This is a genomic window from Phocaeicola sartorii JCM 17136 = DSM 21941, assembly GCF_054653615.1.
Genome location: NZ_BAAIFW010000005.1, coordinates 1,429,201 through 1,445,873, shown reverse-complemented (window position 1 = coordinate 1,445,873; position 16,673 = coordinate 1,429,201). Strand labels below are relative to the sequence as shown.

The window sequence follows — 16,673 nt, the reverse complement described above, 5'->3', positions numbered from 1 at the left end:
GACAAAAAAGATAATGCCAAAACAAATATTATAGCATTCAATATATATTTCAGTTTCATATTACTTTGATTTACATTGACCTTATTATCAGTAGCATATAAATTGCTCATCCTATCCCAATAACCAATCCTATACAAGAGAACAAGGTGAATCTCTTTTCCTTGTATTTCAGCACATAGACCAGCCCGATAATAGCACATAAAGGAATATTAGATGAATCTGCATTTTCCCTTTGTTTACAAGGTATTTATATGTTCTTTCATCCTTTCTTTGCTCAATTTGCGAATCTCACGGTTCTCTTTGTTTTGTTGTAGCATACATTTATGCAACTTAATGTTCCTATGATTCAGTTTAATCTATTTTCTCTAATTCAATCGTAGCTACTTTCTCTTTATCTGGACTAATTTCATTCTGTATAATGGTTATATGTTTTTGGGTATAGCTTTTGATAATCCAAGGGGCTCCACCCAAATATAAAGCATTGCTATTAAATGTGATATATTTCCCTTCTATTGTATAAGTAATATCAATTTCATCGTAACCTTCCCAATTTACTTTCCCTTTCTGAGTATCTACAAATTGCATACCGACCCCCATATTTTGTACTGTCCAAGCCTCACAATGCCCTGTTCCACGCCATGAAGTCTGATAAAGTGCTTCGGGGGTTAATTCATTTGTCTGTTCATTATCATCATCGCAGTTTATAAAACAGAATGTACAGAGGAATAGCATAAGTATTCCAAGAATTTCTTTTGTTTTCATATTCTCTTTTTTATTTTTTGTTTAACTCATTCAATCTTTATTTTGTTTCTTCGTTGAACCAACCAAAGATAAGACAAAGATAAAAAGAAGAATCCTTTGGCAGATTAAGATACTCTTGGAATATTGTTATGAATGTAAATTTCTAAACCTATGTTTATTTTTTGTTGTCAAGACTTTGCTTGCGTCTGATTCGGCTCATGTGTACGGGTGTAATTTTAAGGTAGGATGCTATTTCTTTTAGTGATACCATTTGAAGGATTGCAGGGCATTTTTTTAAAAGTTGGAGGTAACGCTCTTCCGGTGTGAATCTGAATAAATCCAAATAACGTGAATATGATTGGAAAAACATCTGTTCGGCTGCGATACGGGCTATCCGTTGGCTTTCTTTGTTCTCCTCGAATTTTTGCTGTAAGAATGCAGAAGAACAGATGTAAATCTCGCACGGGATTATTGCCTGTATATTCAATTCTGATTTCATGCCATATAAGCAAGTGGGGTAATCGCCTATAAATTCATTTGGAAAGGAAAAACCGACATTATACGGCTTGTTTTCTGTCCGGTTGGTACAACTGTATTTGACTACACCTGACAAGATAAACCCGAAGAAAGAACATACATCATCTTCATGGAGAATAAACTCATTCTTTTTATAATGTCGTAACTCTCCATGTTTTAGACACAATTCTTTAAAAAAATCTATGTCTATATTGCTCATATATGAATTAAATTCAGTCATCATTTACTTGTCATTGGTGCAAATGTATAAAAAATGCCTGAAATATGCTTGATAGTACTTAACTACATTGTTTAAATATTCAAAAAAGTATGTAACATAACATGTTTGTTATATTTTTAAGTTCAAAGGTTTAGTACGTTTCTTTGTCTGTATATCCAAAACGAACTAAACTTATTTAGACAGCAAATTATATATGCTGGCGAAAAAAGAAAAACAGAGTTTCTTTCTCTTTTTGCCAGTATCATGTCTATTTTTCACTGAAAAACGAGAGAAAACAGATATAAAAACATCTCCTACCACATTTACCCCTTAACAACAAATATCCTTTTCTGTTTTCTTATAATCACTCTATTTGTATGCAAATTGTATGCTTTAAAAATATTAATATTGATGTGTTTTATACCATAATTAACTGATATTCAGTATTAAATAAATAAATGTTGGTACGGATTAATCACCACCAACCGCAACAAGTTCATACTTGGGCCGAGCGGTAGCGGGAAGTCTTTCTTCACCAACCACATGGTGCGCCAGTATTACGAGCAGGGTGCGCACGTACTATTAGTAGATACGGGTAACAGCTACTTGGGGCTGTCCCAGCTTATCCACAACCGCACGCATGGCGAGGACGGGATTTATTTCACCTACACCAACGAGAACCCGATAGCGTTCAACCCGTTCTATGTCGAGGACGGGGTATTTGATATCGAGAAGAAAGAGAGTATCAAGACGCTTATCCTTACTTTATGGAAGCGGGACGATGAAGCTCCCAAGCGGTCGGAAGAAGTGGCGTTGTCCAATGCGGTAAGTGCCTATATCGAACGTATCACGGGCGACAGGTCGGTAACGCCCTGCTTCAACACGTTCTACGAGTTTGTCCGGGATGATTACCGCCGACAACTTGAACAGAAGAACGTCAGGGAAAAGGATTTTGACATCGACAATTTCCTGAACGTGCTTGAACCATATTACAAGGGTGGCGAGTATGACTATTTGCTGAACTCCGACAAGGAGCTGGATTTGCTGCATAAACGCTTCATTGTCTTTGAATTGGACAACATCAAAGACCACAAGATTTTATTCCCGATAACGACTATCATCATCATGGAAGCGTTCATCAATAAGATGCGCAAGTTAAAGGGAATAAGGAAGTTAATACTAATCGAGGAAGCGTGGAAAGCGATTGCATCGGCTAACATGGCGGACTACATAAAATATTTATACAAAACCGTCCGAAAGTATTTCGGGGAAGCGATTGTGGTAACGCAGGAAGTGGAAGATATTATTTCCTCGCCCATAGTGAAAGAGAGTATCATCAATAACTCGGACTGCAAAATCCTGTTAGACCAGCGAAAATATCTCAACAAGTTCGACAGCATACAAAACCTGCTCGGACTGACCGACAAGGAGCGTTCGCAGATATTGTCTATCAACATGGCGAACCACCCCGGACGGAAGTACAAGGAAGTTTTCTTCTCGCTGGGCGGCACGCAGTCAGCGGTGTACGCCACAGAAGTTTCGTTGGAAGAATATTTCACGTTCACGACAGAGGAAAGCGAGAAAATGGAACTGTTCGCCCTCGCCGAAAAGCTGGGCGGCAACCTTGAACTGGCTATCAAGCGGCTTGCGGAAAGCAAACGCAATCCCCAATCATCAACAACTTAAAAATTAGGAACATGAAGAAAACAATTCTCCTTATGGCGGTATGCCTTTGCTTCGTCGGCAAGGCATCCGCCCAGTGGGTGGTGTCAGACCCCGGTAACTTGGCACAGGGTATCATCAACACCACCAAGCAGATAGTGCAGACCTCCACCACAGCCAAGAACACGCTGGACGGCTTCATGGAAGCGCAGAAGATTTTCCAGCAGGGTAAAAAATATTACGATGCGCTCAAAGCGGTGCATGACGTGGTTAAGGGCGGTGTCAAGGTGAAGAAGTCCATTGAACTGGTGGCGGAAATATCCGAAATCTACGTGCGCAACTTCCAAAGTATGCTGGCAGACCCGAATTTCACGCCTGACGAACTGTCGGCAATCTCGTTCGGCTATGCCAAACTGATGTCGGAAAGCTCAGACGTGTTGCAAGACTTGAAGAATGTAGTGAACATCACGGGTATGTCGCTGACGGATGCCGAACGGTTGGCTATTATTGATAATGCCTACCGAAGTCTATTGAATTACCGCAACCTCGTGAACTACTACACCCGCAAGAACATATCCGTGTCCTACCTGCGGGCGAAGAAGAAGAACGACACCGACCGGGTGCTGGCTCTCTACGGCTCGGCGGATGAACGCTACTGGTAACATATAAATCGGTATGCCTATGTTATTAGCAGCAGTGGATTTTGACAACCTGCACCAAGTGTTGCGGGTGCTGTACGATGAAATGATGCCCTTGTGCAGCAACATGACGGGGGTAGCGAAAGGTATTGCCGGATTGGGAGCTTTGTTCTACGTGGCGGCAAAAGTGTGGCAGTCGCTCGCACGTGCCGAACCCATAGACGTGTACCCGCTCCTGCGCCCCTTTGCGCTGGGGCTGTGCATCATGTTCTTTCCCACGTTCGTGCTGGGGACAATCAACACGGTGCTGTCGCCAGTGGTGAAAGGGTGTAACCAGCTTATGGAAACGCAGACTTTCGACATGAACGAGTACCGGGCGCAGAAAGACCGACTGGAATATGAAGCCCTGATGCGAAGCCCCGAAACGGCTTACCTCGCATCGGACGAGGAATTTGACAGACAACTGGAAGAACTGGGCTGGTCGCCCTCCGACATGGTGACTATGACGGGTATGTACATGGACAGGGCGGCTTACAATATCAAGAAGTCCGTACGGGACTGGTTCAGGGAATTGCTGGAAATGCTCTTTCAGGCGGCGGGGCTGATTATAGACACGCTGCGCACGTTCTTCCTGATTGTGCTTTCGATACTGGGTCCGCTGGCGTTTGCGATTTCCGTCTATGACGGTTTCCAAAGCACGCTGACCCAGTGGATTTCACGCTATATCTCCATTTACCTGTGGTTGCCCGTGTCGGACTTGTTCAGCAGCGTGCTGGCACGCATACAAACGCTGATGCTACAAAAGGACATTCAGGAACTTTCAGACCCGAATTTCATTCCTGACGGGAGCAGCACCGTGTATGTAATCTTTATGATTATAGGTATCGTGGGCTACTTCACCATTCCCTCGGTGGCTGGCTGGGTGGTATCTGCTGGCGGTACATCGGCTTATAGCCGCAATGTTACAAGGGCTGGAGCAATCGCCGGGGCTGTGACGGGTGCGGCAACCGGGAAAGTAGCCGGAAAACTACTCAAATAACAAACATCAAAATTTAGTATATGGAATTTAAATCATTAACGAACATCGAAACGAGTTTCCGGCAAATCCGGCTCTTTGCACTGGTATTCATCTGCCTGTGCGCACTGGTGACGGGCTTTGCCGTGTGGAACTCGTACAACTTCGCCGAAAAGCAACGGCAGAAGATATACGTCCTCGACAACGGGAAAAGCCTGATGCTGGCACTCTCGCAGGACATGGCACAGAACAGACCCGTTGAAGCCAAATCACACGTGCGGCGTTTCCACGAGTTGTTCTTCACGCTCTCGCCTGACAAGGGAGCTATCGAAAGCAACATCAAACGCTCGCTGTTCCTCGCCGACAAGACCGCCTTCAATTATTACAAGGACTTGGCGGAAAAGGGCTACTACAACCGGGTGATTTCCGGAAACGTCACGCAGACGGTGGAGATTGACAGCGTAAGGTGCGACTTCGACCAGTACCCCTACAAGGTGAACACGTATGCCCGCCAGTTGATTGTCCGGGAAAGCAGCCTGACGGTGCGAAGCCTTGTGACCTCATGCCGATTGCTCAACGCAACCCGGAGCGATAACAACCCGCACGGCTTCATCATCGAAGCGTTCACCATTACCGAGAACAAGGATTTGCAAACCGTTAAGAGGTAGCCTTATGGAGAGAAAACGAAATTACATCGAAAAGGTGCAGGACTGGGCGGATGACCACCTACGCCAAATGTGCGGACGGATTACGCCGGGCAAAAGGCTGGCGGTTATCCTCGTGATGTTCTTCTTCTTTGGCGGCTTGTCTATCTACATCACCGTTTCATCAATCTACAATATCGGGAAACGGGACGGGCAAAGGCTGCAAATAGAACATATCAAACAACTGCCATTGCAAGGCAATGACACAACCAACAGTATCAACCCCTTAAACAGACCTGAATATGGAAGAAGTACAGAAGAATGAGAACGGCACGACCGTACCACAGACGGACGGGAATCCTGAAAAGGAAAAGAAGCCCAAACGGGAACTGACACCCCAACAGGTGCAGCAGCGCAGGAAAATGATAGTCTTCCCGCTGATGTTCCTTGCCTTTGCCGGGTGTATGTACCTGATATTCGCCCCCTCCGGCAAAGAGGACGTGAATGTGGAGAGCGTGGGCGGTTTCAACGCCGACATACCCCTGCCCGCAGAGGATGGGATTATAGCCGACAAGCAAAAGGCTTACGAACAAGCGATGCTGAACCGCAAACAGCAGGACAAGATACAATCCTTGCAGGACTTCGGTTTCACGGGGGACAATGAAACGGAAGAACCGCAAGCGGAAATCGACCTGATGCCGGAAGAAGATGTGCCGCCCCAAAGGGGCGGCGGTGCTTCTTATTCGGCAAACGCTTACCGGGACATCAACCGCCAGTTAAGCACGTTCTACGAAACCCCGGCGGTGGACGAGGAAAAAGAGGACTTGAAGCGGCAGGTGGAGGAACTGACCGACCGACTGCAACAGCAGCAGAACGCCACGCCTACCACTGACGACCAAATGGCACTCTTGGAAAAGTCCTACGAGCTGGCGGCAAAATACATGAACGGGCAGGACGGACAAACGACACAAGTGCCTGTTGCCGGGACTGTCACTCAAAAGCCGCAAGCCCAGCCCGTGCAGGCAATCCGGGAAACGACCGTATCAGGATTGCAGCAGTCAATGAGCGATGCCGAATTCATCCGGGCTTACAGCCAGCCACGAAACTACGGCTTCAACACGGCGGTAGGCACGGGCTACGCTATGGGCAGGAACACGGTAGCCGCCTGCATCCACCAAGACCAAACCCTGACGGACGGGCAGGCGGTGAAACTCCGGCTGCTCGAACCCATGCAAGCCGGGGACATAATTGTGCCGAAAAATACCCTTGTGGCGGGGACGGCAAAGGTGCAGGGTGAAAGGCTCGACATACTGGTGTCCTCGATTGAGTACGCTGGCAACATCATCCCGGTGGAACTCGCCGTGTTCGACACGGACGGGCAAAAGGGATTATCTGTGCCGTCCTCTATGGAGCAGGAAGCGTTCAACGAAGCTATGGCGAATATCGGAAGCGGGCTGGGTACAAGCATTTCATTTGCACGGAGTGCCGGGCAGCAGGTGGCTATGGACGTGACAAGGGGATTGCTGCAAGGAACGTCCGGCTACCTCGCCAAGAAGTTCCGAACCGTGAAAGTAAAGCTGAAAGCCGGATACAAGGTGATGCTTTACGCAAAACAACAATAACCATTTTATCAACCACTAAAATTTCAATTAACGATGAAACAGATTTTTGTATTGTTCGCCCTCTTGCTGGGCGTGTGTGCGGCAAACGCACAAACCACTGACACCGTGAAGTATGCGGCTGGCAACGACTTGTACCGGGGGATTACCCGGAAACTCCCGTACCGCCAAATGGTTACGCCCTACGGCGTGGAAGTGACCTTTGCCAAGACGGTACATATCATCTTCCCCGCTGCCGTCCGCTACGTGGATTTGGGAAGCAACCACATCATAGCGGGCAAGGCGGACGGTGCGGAGAACGTAATCCGGGTAAAAGCCACGACAGAGGGCTTTCCGGGCGAAACGAACTTCTCCGTTATCTGCGAGGACGGCAGTTTCTTTTCATTCAACGCCAAGTACGCCCGTGAACCGGAAATGCTCAATATCGAAATGAAAGACTTCTTGGAGAATGAAGATACGTCCGATTTCTCGCATACCCGCATGAACATCTATTTCCGGGAATTAGGTAATGAAAGCCCGCTGCTGGTGAAACTGATAATGCAAAGTATCTACAAGAACAATGACCGGAAAGTGCGCCACTTGGGTAGCAAGCGTTTCGGCATACAGTTCTTAATCAAGGGGATTTACACCTATAACGGGATGCTCTATGTACACACGCAGACAAAGAACAGTTCCAACGTGCCTTTCGATACCGACTTCATCAAGTTTAAGATAGTCGATAAGAAAGTACCCAAGCGCACGGCTATTCAGGAAACGGTGCTGGATGCGGTACGCAGCTACAACGAGGTGATAGAGATTGCAGGAAAAAGTACCGTGCGCACGGTGTACGCCCTGCCGAAGTTCACCATTCCTGACGACAAGCTGCTGTTGGTGGAACTCTACGAGAAGAACGGCGGGCGGCATCAGGTCATCCGGGTGGAAAATTCCGACATAGTGAACGCAGAAGTGATTAACGAACTCAAAATCAAATAGGGAATGAAGAAACACATTTTTATAATGATGCTCTTTGCGCTGTGCCTGACCTCGTTTCAGGCACACGCACAAAGATACCTGCCGGGCATGAAAGGCTTGCAGGTCACGGCGGGCATGGCGGACGGGGTGCATTGGAACGACAACACGGATTTTGCCTACCATATCGGGGCGGCGTACAGTGTTTACACCAAGAACGCCAACCGCTGGGTGATTGGCGGGGAGTACCTGCACAAAAAGTATGACTACAAAGATATGAGAATACCAGTCGAACAGTTCACCGCAGAGGGCGGCTATTACCTGAAATTCCTATCGGACAGGCGAAAGACCTTTTTCCTCTCGCTGGGACTGTCGGCACTCGCCGGGTATGAAACAAGCAACCGAAGCGAAAAGCTCTTACCGGACGGCTCTACCTTGCTGGATAAGGACTGCTTCGTTTACGGCGGTGCGCTGACGCTGGAACTGGAAGCCTACCTGACCGACCGGGTGGCTCTGCTACTGAACGCAAGGGAACGGGCGTTGTTCGGCTCGGACATAGGCAAGTTCCGCACGCAGGTATCTGTGGGACTGAAATTCATTATCAACTGACCGCTATATAATAATGTATATGAAGAATGTAATGTATAAAATCATCATGGGCTGCTACATCGTGGCCGCCCTCGTGCTTGTCACCGCCTGTAATGACAACTTGGATATTCAGCAGGCATACCCGTTCAGCATCGAAACGCTGCCAGTACCCAAAAGGCTGAAAGTCGGGGAGACCGCCGAAATACGCTGCCAACTGGTGCGTGGCGGCTATTACCAGCCGACTACCTATCAGATAAGGTTTTTCCAGCCGGACGGCAAAGGGAAGCTGGAGATGGATAACGGTACGGTGTTCCTGCCCAATGACCTTTACCCGCTGGAGAAAGAAACGTTCAGGCTCTACTACACCTCCGCATCGACAGACCAGCAGACGATTGACATTTATATCATCGACAGCTTCGGACAGATGCAGCTCCTATCACTATCTTTCAATAGTGATAGGAGCGAAAACGAATAAACTGTTTTGAATGAATATGTTAATAAACACCCAGCAAAATATTGCTGGGTGTTTTATTTATGAGTAATTTTGTATCCGATAATCTATTTTGACCTTATGGAAACAACAGATAATTCGTTTGATAAACTTCTGATGAAAAAACGATTTTATATAATTATAACACTTCTTTTTGTAGGCATTTTTGCCTATATCTTTAAATGGCAGCATATTATTCATTGGTTTGATAATGAATATGTTGTTAACCATGAACTTTTAGGAACATACGGAGACTTTATAGGTGGTGTGTTGGGAACTATATTTGCGCTTATAAGTATTCTAATATTAATTCGGACTTTCAACCAACAACGAGCTGTAACAGAAAAGAATAAAGAACAAATAGAAAATCAGCGATTTAATGATTTGTTTTTTGAGTTATTAAGATTATATCAATCAGAAATATCTGAATTATGTGGAACAATAGTGCGAGAAAGAGGCAATGAAAAAATAACCATAAATTATAATAATAAAGATTTTTTCGATTTTGAAAAAGAATTGTTACAACGAGCTTTTCAGCCAACCACATCCTATGAAGGAAATATAAGAGGTGCTATAAACTTATATATGCTTTTTTATATTAAGCATAGGACAAAAGTTGCAGCATGCTTTAGAACATTATACCGGATATATGATTTGCTGGATAATGCAGAGTTAAAAGAAAAAGTAAAAAAGAACTATCTTAAAATCATACGGGCTCAACTAACAGATAGTGAGTTATTCTTTATTCGGTATAATGGAATGACTTATTATGGAGATAATTTTACCAAATATATAAATAAGTACAATATTCTCAAACATCTTCCTGCATTTGATTTGTTAGAATTTAAAGATTGGTGGAAAGACCTAAACAAAATTGAACGTACAGGAATTAATATTGTTTTTCATAATAGTACAAGACTTCTTAGGCGAATATTATTAAAAAGAGATTCTGATATTGTATTCCGAATTCCGGGTAAAAATCTAAAATATGGATTTGAAATAAAAACCAAAAGTAATTATGAAGTCGAGATAACATTACAAATTGACAACTCGCAAAAAAATAATATTATGGAATATGTTGGGTTTGAAAAATTCACGAATAAAAGAATACAAGCTTTGTTAGATTGTTATCTTAAGGAAATTTTCTTATATTCCAATTTTGAAAAATTCAATAAGGAGCAAGATTTAGAATTTTACTCTAATCCTATTATTACTAATGGCGCTATCTGTATTATCAATAGTGGAGTGAGAAATACCCAAGGTCAGGCATTAAAAATAAAATGATTTATTTTTATGGGTTTCTTTGCTACTTTATTTTCCGGTACTCACGAAAGAAAGTAGCGGCGGCAAATAGCCGCCGTTCTCTATCAACTAGTTTTAAGGCTCTTTATGGATGTGTATTTCTCTAACCACACCTTTACCTGTTCCATATTGTATTCGCCCGTAATGATTGCCGTATGGTCGTTTATGGCTACAAACCGGACACTCTCGTAACTGTTTACCCAGCCTTGCAGGGAACAGACACCCCACGTTGCAACATCTTCAAAAACACTGCGGTCTATTTGGCTGATTGGCTCGCCGAAAACTACCGTCATTATCTGAAAGTCCGGCTTTTCTACCAGCAGTTGCAAATGGTGCAGCGTGCCGAACTCGTCAATTTTGCGCCCCCACGCCCACACATCATTATACAAATCATCGCCCCACTGGTGCGGATGGTCGAAACGGACTTTTACCTCTATGGTGTGTTCGTTTTCTTCTGTGTCCTCGATAACGCCCGTTACCATTAAGCCCGTAAAAATACACTCGCAACGCTTGCCGATAAGCTCCTTGTTCACTTCTGTCGTTTTCATATCCCTAAATTTTACTTGTTACTCTGTTACTTTTTCGCTATCCACTCGTCACGCCTGCGGCGGCACTCGTCCAGTGTTTTGGCTACCGTGCTGAAAAGTTTGCTGTCAAAGTGGCGGTAGTCATATTGAAAATAAATCTGTCCCCTGAAAGCCCCTAAACAGCATTTCACGAACTTTTCTTCTCCCGGTGTTTGGGTAATGCTTACCCCGTTTTTGTTAAGTGACTGCATGATGTTCTATTTTTTTATGGTTATAGACTTGGTTGTTTTTAGCGGGCAGGGCTTTGACACCCCGCCCGTATTGGTATTTGGTTATGCCGCACGAAACACAAAACCGTCATCAAACCAGTAATCGCACATAAACAGGTCACGGGCGAACTTTTCATAATCGAAATAGGTCTTTGCGAACTCCGGCAGGTCGTAACATTCTTCTATGATTTCATAGGCGAAATCTTCTTCATCGTCATATTGACCCCGATACTCGTCCCGGAAATCACGTATAAGGTAGTCCGCATCTTCCTCGCTCAAATCATGGCTTTTGTAGTTGCACCACACGAAAAAGGCTTCCTGTTCGGTGTCGTCCAAATCCTCTACCGCATCACGCAAGGAAAAGAAGTTTTCAGAAATCCAGCTTTCGGAAATCAGGACTTCCGGGATATTCTCGTAATCCTGAAACATATATTCCGCATCTTCCTCGTCCTTGTGAAGTTCCCGGCAGGCTTCGTAAAATTCTTCCTTGCCCGAATAGTCCGAAAGGTCAAGCCATGCGCCGGACAATGAACCGTTGTTATACTTGCCGTAAGTGCCTACATAAACTTTTGCTTCCGATAATACCTTTGTTTCCATATTGCTGTAATTTTTAAGTTTTTAATTTTATGCGGATTCGAGAGGTGAGGGAGTTGAAGTTTCACTGAACTTTTTTCCTGTTTCCCGTAAATCCGACTTTTTTTTATGCGTCTTCCGGTCGGGTCGGTCGTTTTCGTTTCACATAGGCTCAAAAGGGTAGTGTTTAGAGTTTGCAAGGTTTTGGACAAAAAATACCTCGCAAGGCAGGGAAGATTTTTTCGCCAAACCGGAACGGCTCGACCTTGCAAAGTCGTGAAGAACACGTAACTACCTTTGCCTATTGAAATGATTAAAACGACTGTCCCGGCTGGGGGACTGCGTAAGAGGAAGATTTACATTTAGGGAAACAGGGGAAAAGTGCCTGTTCTCTTTCGTCCTTTAGGGAACACTCCATACGGGCGGGAAAGGCAAGGGTATGGCAAGTTTACCTTGCGGTACGCTTGTGCGGGTTTCCAACGGCTCTTTTCACGAAATACAGTCAGCCATGCCACGCACGGTTGGCGTTTCGGGGAATGTGCCAGTTGGAGAAAGATAATAATTACAAGTATGCAAACTATCCATTCACTGGAAATCGAAGTTGTAGGCTATTCAATCCATTAAATGATTGATAATTCGTATCTTTGTAAAAAAATAGTTTATGAAGAAAATATTAAAATTTATCATGGCAGTATTGCCTATAATTATATCTGTAATAGCCCTAATTATTAGCTATTTATCCTACTGTACATCAAAACAGAGTTTTGAGTATGGAATTAGTAAAGATATGATAATTCATACGCCAGCAATAAAAGAAAAGATAGATTCACTTGAACTATCTTTTAACTTAAATAATGACAATTCAGAATTACAAGGTATTTGTATAACCTTGCCCAATAGCATACAAGAAAAACCAATATTTGTCAATACTAAGCCTATTAATTTAAGTAAGCACTATTTAGAACAGTTAGCTAAAAATTATCTGTATGAATTTGTAGAAGCCAAAGATTCTGTGGTTATAGTTGGAACTTTTGCTATACCCATAATAATTGATTACTCTGCAATAGTGTACGGATTCCCTCAAACTCTTAGAGAAAATAGACTTTTAGTTTTTAATTTACATTTTTGTGACAACATTTTAGATTTAAGTTTTTCCAATACTTATTTAATTAGTAGATGCGGATATCCCCTAAAAAATCATACTTTTTATACAGGTGTTTTTTCTTCTCCTTTGGAAGAAAAAATTAAAAAACAAGACCAAATAGATATTCAGGAATTACTAAAAGGTCAGTTAGACGAAATTACACATAATTTTAAGCAAAAATGAGTGCTATTTTAAGCGTTTTTTCAAATAGGGAATTAGCTTTTCTAATTTGGTTAGTTATCCTATTGGTTTATTTTCTAATTAAGAACAGATGGAGATACCATTTGAAAAGAATTATAATATCTGCATTTACCCTCAAATTGGTAGTTATATATACAACTTTGGCTATTTATGCATCTATAATTGTTATACTACTTTATTTATTAAATATTTGGGGAATATTTCTTTTGAAAGATACAGTTGTATGGCTGATATTTTCTGCATTAGGTACTGCTTTTACATTAAATAGAATAAAAGATTTTGGTTATTTTACTGACTTAATTAAAAGTAATATTGCAGTTACAGCCATCGTACAATTCATGATAAATCTATATTCATTTAGTTTGATTACTGAATTGATAGCTCTTCCTGTTGTAGCATTTATAACTGCACTTAGCGTATATTCTGAATATTATACAGAGAATGGCAAAGATTACAAAAAAACGCATTCATGCCTAAATAAGTTGCTTATTATTATCGGGTTAGTTTATTTAGGATTTGCATTATACAAAACAATTATAGAATTTAATACAACTAATTGGAATGACGTTTCCCAACAGTTCTTATTACCTTTGATTCTAACGATTTTATTTATTCCTTACTACTGGGGATTAACATTATATATGAATTACGAAATAATGTTTGTTGCTATTAATGTAATATTTAGAGATAAAGACAAATATGAAAAATGTAAAATCAAATTTTATATACTGTATTATGGGCATTTAAATCTGAAACGAATTAATCGTATAAAGCATAAAATAGCATTCCTTGCATATCAAGATGCTGCTAATTATAAAGATTATTTCAAAAAAGCTGCACAAGCTCCATTATATACGAAATCTTCTATTACGAATAAAATGAAAATTAAACTTTTTAATAATATTGGTGGTTGCTGCAAAGCATTATCTGATTTGCAATTAGGCGAATTTAGTGAATGGAAAAAACTTGATGGATTAAATGAATTTTATAGTATTACGAATTATTACCTTATAAAAAAAGATGGGTTATCTAATTTAGTACTATCCTTACAAGGAGAAGAATTATATATCCATAAATTAGAATTATCACTATCAATACTATCTTCTGAAGAACGGAATTATGCCATATCAAAGTTTCAAGAATCTGTACTCAATATAGTAAGAATACTTTCATTAAGTTTACCGGATGATATATATAATTTCGCTAAAAAAAACGATTGTAATTATAGCGATGATATTTTCTCATTAAGTATTAAAACTGAAATTTTAGGAAATATGGAATCATTTACATTGGCTATAAAATCCAAATAACAGGTTGACGTATGAATAGTATATGATTGATGATTGTAAAATAGTATAAAAATATCGGGTAGTGATTGAGCTACCCGATAAATGAGAAGTTTAGCTACCGAAATCGTTACCTATTCGTCTTTGTCACGGTTATAGGTAACGAAACCTACCGGACGGCGTTCTTTCTGTTGTTTCGACTGGCTTAGAAGCTGGGTAAGGGCTTGGTACAGTTCGTTGAACTGCGCATCGGTGCTTACCTCCAATTCCTCGATGCGCTTTAACAGTTCCTCGTAACCGATTGCCATTTGGCGCATGAGGACAAAAGCCCGCATGATTGAAATGTTTACTTCTATGGCTACTTTGGAACGGAGAACCGAAGAAAGCATGGCTACGCCCTGCTCGGTGAAAGCCATAGGCATGGCTACACCGAAGTTATAATCAGGAGGTATCACATTTTGTGATACCCCTATGGACAACAATAAGTTAGCTTCCTCTTTGGTGAAAACAAACATAAAATCACTGGGAAAACGCTCGATATTGCGCTTGACCGCCTGCTTCAAGGCTCGTGTTTCCACTTGGTAGAGTTCTGCCAAATGATAATCGAGCATCACTCGGCAACCTCTGACTTCAAAAATTTTGTTTTGGATAATCTGTAAGTCCATAATCGTATATTTTAGGAGATTTAGTAATGTTGGAATAATAGTAAGAACTGGTCACAAATTGTGACCAGTTCCCAACAATCAAGATTACATAGCGACTTCCTTGTAAATCTTCTCGATGCCGACAAACTTCTTGTCAAGCCCCTGCATATCACTACCTATCTTGCTGTTAGTGATGCGGGCATAGATTTGGGTCGTTTCAATGTTCGTGTGTCCCAACATTTTAGACACCGTTTCAATGGGTACGCCTTTTGACAGCGTGGTAGTCGTTGCGAACGTGTGGCGGGCAAGGTGAAATGTCAAGTTCTTTTTAATACCGCATACATCGGCAATCTCTTTCAAGTAGGCGTTTAGCTTCTGATTGCTGATTATGGGAAGTATCTTGCCATTCGGTAACTTACCCTTGTATTTTTTCAAAATCATCTTGGGAATATCCAGCAGGGGAACATTAACGTCCGTGTTGGTCTTTTGTCGTTTTGTCATTATCCAAAGGTTGCCGTCAAAAGATTTGCGAATGTTGTCTTGGGTAAGTCCGGCTACATCTATATAGGCAAGCCCGGTGAAGCAGGCAAAGATGAACAAGTCCCTGACGTGTTCCAGCCGCTCGGAAACCATTTTCTTTTTAAGGATAATTTTAATCTCGTCCTCTGTCAGATACCCCCTGTCCACTTTCTCCAGCCGGATTTTGTAACTGGCGAAAGGGTCGTTCACCAGTATGCCATTGTTGCGGGCAATGATGATGATACGCTTGAAGAACTGCATGAACTTGGCGGTGGTGTTGTAGCCGCACTTGCAGGCGGTACGCAAATACAACTCAAAATCGGTAATGAACATCGGGCTTATCTCCTTAATGGATATATCCGATACGTTGTACTTGCTTTGGATAAATTCAGCAAGGTGGCGGCGGGTGACTTCATACTTGCGGTAGGTCGCTATCGTCTTGGATATGCCGACCAACTGCTTCACATCGTCATTGTGCTTTTGAAACAGGGTAAGGATTGTTTCGTGGCTCTCGCTATGACCTAAAAACTCGTTCTTCACTTTCTCAGCGGTCACGTAGTTGTCACGCCGCTGCATTTCGTGGTAAATGGTGTTCAAGGATGCGTTTATATCATCCAGCATACGGTTTATGCGGCTGGCTTCCGCAGTACGTCCGGTAGCCTTGCACATTTTGCCGTCCCAAATAGAGGGTAACACGTCCAACTTGGTGTTAAAACGGCTTGCCACGCCGTCCACTGTGATACGGGCGAAAAGGGGGTACGCACCGTTGGCTTTCTGCTTGTCTTTCTTTGCGTAAAAGCAAATGTTGAATGTCGATTTCATAACTCACTTTTTAAGTTGCAAAACTATTGTAATTCTCTAAAAATGAGTTCTATGCAGACAAGCCAAATAACGACAGGACTTCGCCAATTTCGGACAATCTGTACCCCCTTTCCGTTTTTGTTTGTCGGGGGTACGAGTTAGGTTACGAACTTTGTCTTTTAGGGGCGAAAAGGTGTACTTTAAGGCAGACATAAGGGGATAAAAAAGTCCCACAAATCATTGAATTTGTGGGACTTGTCTGCTTTCTGTCCGGTATTGTCCGGTTAGTTCAGCGGAGAGACAGGGAACGATTAACTTTCATTTTC

General features: G+C 42.5%; 18 protein-coding genes and 1 pseudogene. 12 read left to right on the top strand and 7 right to left on the bottom strand.

Going from position 1 to position 16,673, the window contains the following annotated elements:
• Positions 1-351 precede the first annotated feature (351 nt).
• Positions 352-762: a hypothetical protein gene (locus tag ACYQ0C_RS06105; protein ID WP_007656455.1), complete on the bottom strand. Its 411-nt coding sequence runs from the start codon at positions 760-762 to the stop codon at positions 352-354.
• A gap of 154 nt (positions 763-916) precedes the next feature.
• Positions 917-1,498 (bottom strand): Crp/Fnr family transcriptional regulator, encoded by a 582-nt coding sequence (locus tag ACYQ0C_RS06100; protein ID WP_008645841.1) that lies wholly within the window; start codon positions 1,496-1,498, stop codon positions 917-919.
• 453 nt (positions 1,499-1,951) lie between these two features.
• On the opposite strand from ACYQ0C_RS06100, the pseudogene ACYQ0C_RS06095 reads away from it, so the two are divergent.
• The 10 genes and pseudogenes from ACYQ0C_RS06095 to ACYQ0C_RS06050 form a co-directional block, all read left to right on the top strand.
• Positions 1,952-3,163: pseudogene (locus ACYQ0C_RS06095) on the top strand (TraG family conjugative transposon ATPase); the annotation flags it as partial.
• An 11-nt stretch (positions 3,164-3,174) separates the two neighbouring features.
• Entirely contained in the window at positions 3,175-3,801 is a 627-nt protein-coding gene (locus tag ACYQ0C_RS06090; protein ID WP_025077325.1) for a DUF4141 domain-containing protein, read from the top strand.
• A gap of 19 nt (positions 3,802-3,820) precedes the next feature.
• On the top strand, positions 3,821-4,816 hold the full coding sequence (traJ, locus tag ACYQ0C_RS06085; protein WP_016278348.1) for a conjugative transposon protein TraJ: 996 nt from the start codon (positions 3,821-3,823) through the stop codon (positions 4,814-4,816).
• A 20-nt stretch (positions 4,817-4,836) separates the two neighbouring features.
• Positions 4,837-5,460 carry a conjugative transposon protein TraK gene (traK, locus tag ACYQ0C_RS06080; RefSeq protein ID WP_016278349.1) on the top strand — a complete coding sequence of 208 codons (624 nt, stop codon included), beginning with the start codon at positions 4,837-4,839 and terminating at the stop codon, positions 5,458-5,460.
• A gap of 4 nt (positions 5,461-5,464) precedes the next feature.
• A complete protein-coding gene (locus tag ACYQ0C_RS06075; protein ID WP_016278350.1) occupies positions 5,465-5,761 on the top strand; it encodes a TraL conjugative transposon family protein in 297 nt (98 codons plus the stop codon).
• Complete coding sequence (traM, locus tag ACYQ0C_RS06070) at positions 5,739-7,058, top strand: conjugative transposon protein TraM (RefSeq protein ID WP_016278351.1); 1,320 nt, start codon at positions 5,739-5,741, stop codon at positions 7,056-7,058. Before ACYQ0C_RS06075 ends, traM begins: the two co-directional genes overlap by 23 nt.
• A 33-nt stretch (positions 7,059-7,091) precedes the next feature.
• Complete coding sequence (gene traN / locus ACYQ0C_RS06065; RefSeq protein ID WP_016278352.1) at positions 7,092-8,027, top strand: conjugative transposon protein TraN; 936 nt, start codon at positions 7,092-7,094, stop codon at positions 8,025-8,027.
• 3 nt (positions 8,028-8,030) lie between these two features.
• Positions 8,031-8,612 (top strand): conjugal transfer protein TraO, encoded by a 582-nt coding sequence (locus ACYQ0C_RS06060; RefSeq protein WP_016278353.1) that lies wholly within the window; start codon positions 8,031-8,033, stop codon positions 8,610-8,612.
• Positions 8,613-8,625: 13 nt separating this feature from the next.
• A complete protein-coding gene (locus ACYQ0C_RS06055) occupies positions 8,626-9,066 on the top strand; it encodes a DUF3872 domain-containing protein (RefSeq protein ID WP_032941509.1) in 441 nt (146 codons plus the stop codon).
• Positions 9,067-9,162: 96 nt separating this feature from the next.
• Entirely contained in the window at positions 9,163-10,365 is a 1,203-nt protein-coding gene (locus ACYQ0C_RS06050) for a putative phage abortive infection protein (RefSeq protein WP_016278355.1), read from the top strand.
• A gap of 83 nt (positions 10,366-10,448) precedes the next feature.
• Here the strand turns inward: ACYQ0C_RS06050 and ACYQ0C_RS06045 are convergent, their stop codons facing one another.
• The 3 genes from ACYQ0C_RS06045 to ACYQ0C_RS06035 all read right to left on the bottom strand — a co-directional run bounded on the left by ACYQ0C_RS06045 (position 10,449) and on the right by ACYQ0C_RS06035 (position 11,776).
• Positions 10,449-10,931, bottom strand: a complete 483-nt coding sequence (locus tag ACYQ0C_RS06045; protein ID WP_016278356.1) for a DUF7258 domain-containing protein — start codon at positions 10,929-10,931, stop codon at positions 10,449-10,451.
• 26 nt (positions 10,932-10,957) lie between these two features.
• A complete protein-coding gene (locus tag ACYQ0C_RS06040) occupies positions 10,958-11,161 on the bottom strand; it encodes a DUF3873 domain-containing protein (RefSeq protein ID WP_016278357.1) in 204 nt (67 codons plus the stop codon).
• 81 nt (positions 11,162-11,242) lie between these two features.
• Complete coding sequence (locus tag ACYQ0C_RS06035) at positions 11,243-11,776, bottom strand: antirestriction protein ArdA (RefSeq protein WP_016278358.1); 534 nt, start codon at positions 11,774-11,776, stop codon at positions 11,243-11,245.
• A gap of 637 nt (positions 11,777-12,413) precedes the next feature.
• On the opposite strand from ACYQ0C_RS06035, the gene ACYQ0C_RS06030 reads away from it, so the two are divergent.
• Positions 12,414-13,079, top strand: a complete 666-nt coding sequence (locus ACYQ0C_RS06030; RefSeq protein ID WP_016278359.1) for a hypothetical protein — start codon at positions 12,414-12,416, stop codon at positions 13,077-13,079.
• Positions 13,076-14,407, top strand: a complete 1,332-nt coding sequence (locus tag ACYQ0C_RS06025; protein ID WP_016278360.1) for a hypothetical protein — start codon at positions 13,076-13,078, stop codon at positions 14,405-14,407. The genes ACYQ0C_RS06030 and ACYQ0C_RS06025 overlap by 4 nt, the downstream gene beginning before the upstream one ends.
• Before the next feature lie 110 nt (positions 14,408-14,517).
• Here ACYQ0C_RS06025 and ACYQ0C_RS06020 read toward each other — a convergent pair whose 3' ends face one another.
• Complete coding sequence (locus tag ACYQ0C_RS06020; protein WP_016278361.1) at positions 14,518-15,048, bottom strand: ORF6N domain-containing protein; 531 nt, start codon at positions 15,046-15,048, stop codon at positions 14,518-14,520.
• An 84-nt stretch (positions 15,049-15,132) separates the two neighbouring features.
• Positions 15,133-16,368: a site-specific integrase gene (locus ACYQ0C_RS06015; protein ID WP_016278362.1), complete on the bottom strand. Its 1,236-nt coding sequence runs from the start codon at positions 16,366-16,368 to the stop codon at positions 15,133-15,135.
• Between the last annotated feature and the right edge of the window lie 305 nt (positions 16,369-16,673).

Bases quoted from the DNA above. Each gene is read 5' to 3' on its own strand.
- ACYQ0C_RS06105 (WP_007656455.1), bottom strand. From the start codon at position 762: ATGAAAACAAAAGAAATTCTTGGAATACTTATGCTATTCCTCTGTACA.
- ACYQ0C_RS06100 (WP_008645841.1), bottom strand. From the start codon at position 1,498: ATGACTGAATTTAATTCATATATGAGCAATATAGACATAGATTTTTTT.
- ACYQ0C_RS06090 (WP_025077325.1), top strand. From the start codon at position 3,175: ATGAAGAAAACAATTCTCCTTATGGCGGTATGCCTTTGCTTCGTCGGC.
- traJ (WP_016278348.1), top strand. From the start codon at position 3,821: ATGTTATTAGCAGCAGTGGATTTTGACAACCTGCACCAAGTGTTGCGG.
- traK (WP_016278349.1), top strand. From the start codon at position 4,837: ATGGAATTTAAATCATTAACGAACATCGAAACGAGTTTCCGGCAAATC.
- ACYQ0C_RS06075 (WP_016278350.1), top strand. From the start codon at position 5,465: ATGGAGAGAAAACGAAATTACATCGAAAAGGTGCAGGACTGGGCGGAT.
- traM (WP_016278351.1), top strand. From the start codon at position 5,739: ATGGAAGAAGTACAGAAGAATGAGAACGGCACGACCGTACCACAGACG.
- traN (WP_016278352.1), top strand. From the start codon at position 7,092: ATGAAACAGATTTTTGTATTGTTCGCCCTCTTGCTGGGCGTGTGTGCG.
- ACYQ0C_RS06060 (WP_016278353.1), top strand. From the start codon at position 8,031: ATGAAGAAACACATTTTTATAATGATGCTCTTTGCGCTGTGCCTGACC.
- ACYQ0C_RS06055 (WP_032941509.1), top strand. From the start codon at position 8,626: ATGTATATGAAGAATGTAATGTATAAAATCATCATGGGCTGCTACATC.
- ACYQ0C_RS06050 (WP_016278355.1), top strand. From the start codon at position 9,163: ATGGAAACAACAGATAATTCGTTTGATAAACTTCTGATGAAAAAACGA.
- ACYQ0C_RS06045 (WP_016278356.1), bottom strand. From the start codon at position 10,931: ATGAAAACGACAGAAGTGAACAAGGAGCTTATCGGCAAGCGTTGCGAG.
- ACYQ0C_RS06040 (WP_016278357.1), bottom strand. From the start codon at position 11,161: ATGCAGTCACTTAACAAAAACGGGGTAAGCATTACCCAAACACCGGGA.
- ACYQ0C_RS06035 (WP_016278358.1), bottom strand. From the start codon at position 11,776: ATGGAAACAAAGGTATTATCGGAAGCAAAAGTTTATGTAGGCACTTAC.
- ACYQ0C_RS06030 (WP_016278359.1), top strand. From the start codon at position 12,414: ATGAAGAAAATATTAAAATTTATCATGGCAGTATTGCCTATAATTATA.
- ACYQ0C_RS06025 (WP_016278360.1), top strand. From the start codon at position 13,076: ATGAGTGCTATTTTAAGCGTTTTTTCAAATAGGGAATTAGCTTTTCTA.
- ACYQ0C_RS06020 (WP_016278361.1), bottom strand. From the start codon at position 15,048: ATGGACTTACAGATTATCCAAAACAAAATTTTTGAAGTCAGAGGTTGC.
- ACYQ0C_RS06015 (WP_016278362.1), bottom strand. From the start codon at position 16,368: ATGAAATCGACATTCAACATTTGCTTTTACGCAAAGAAAGACAAGCAG.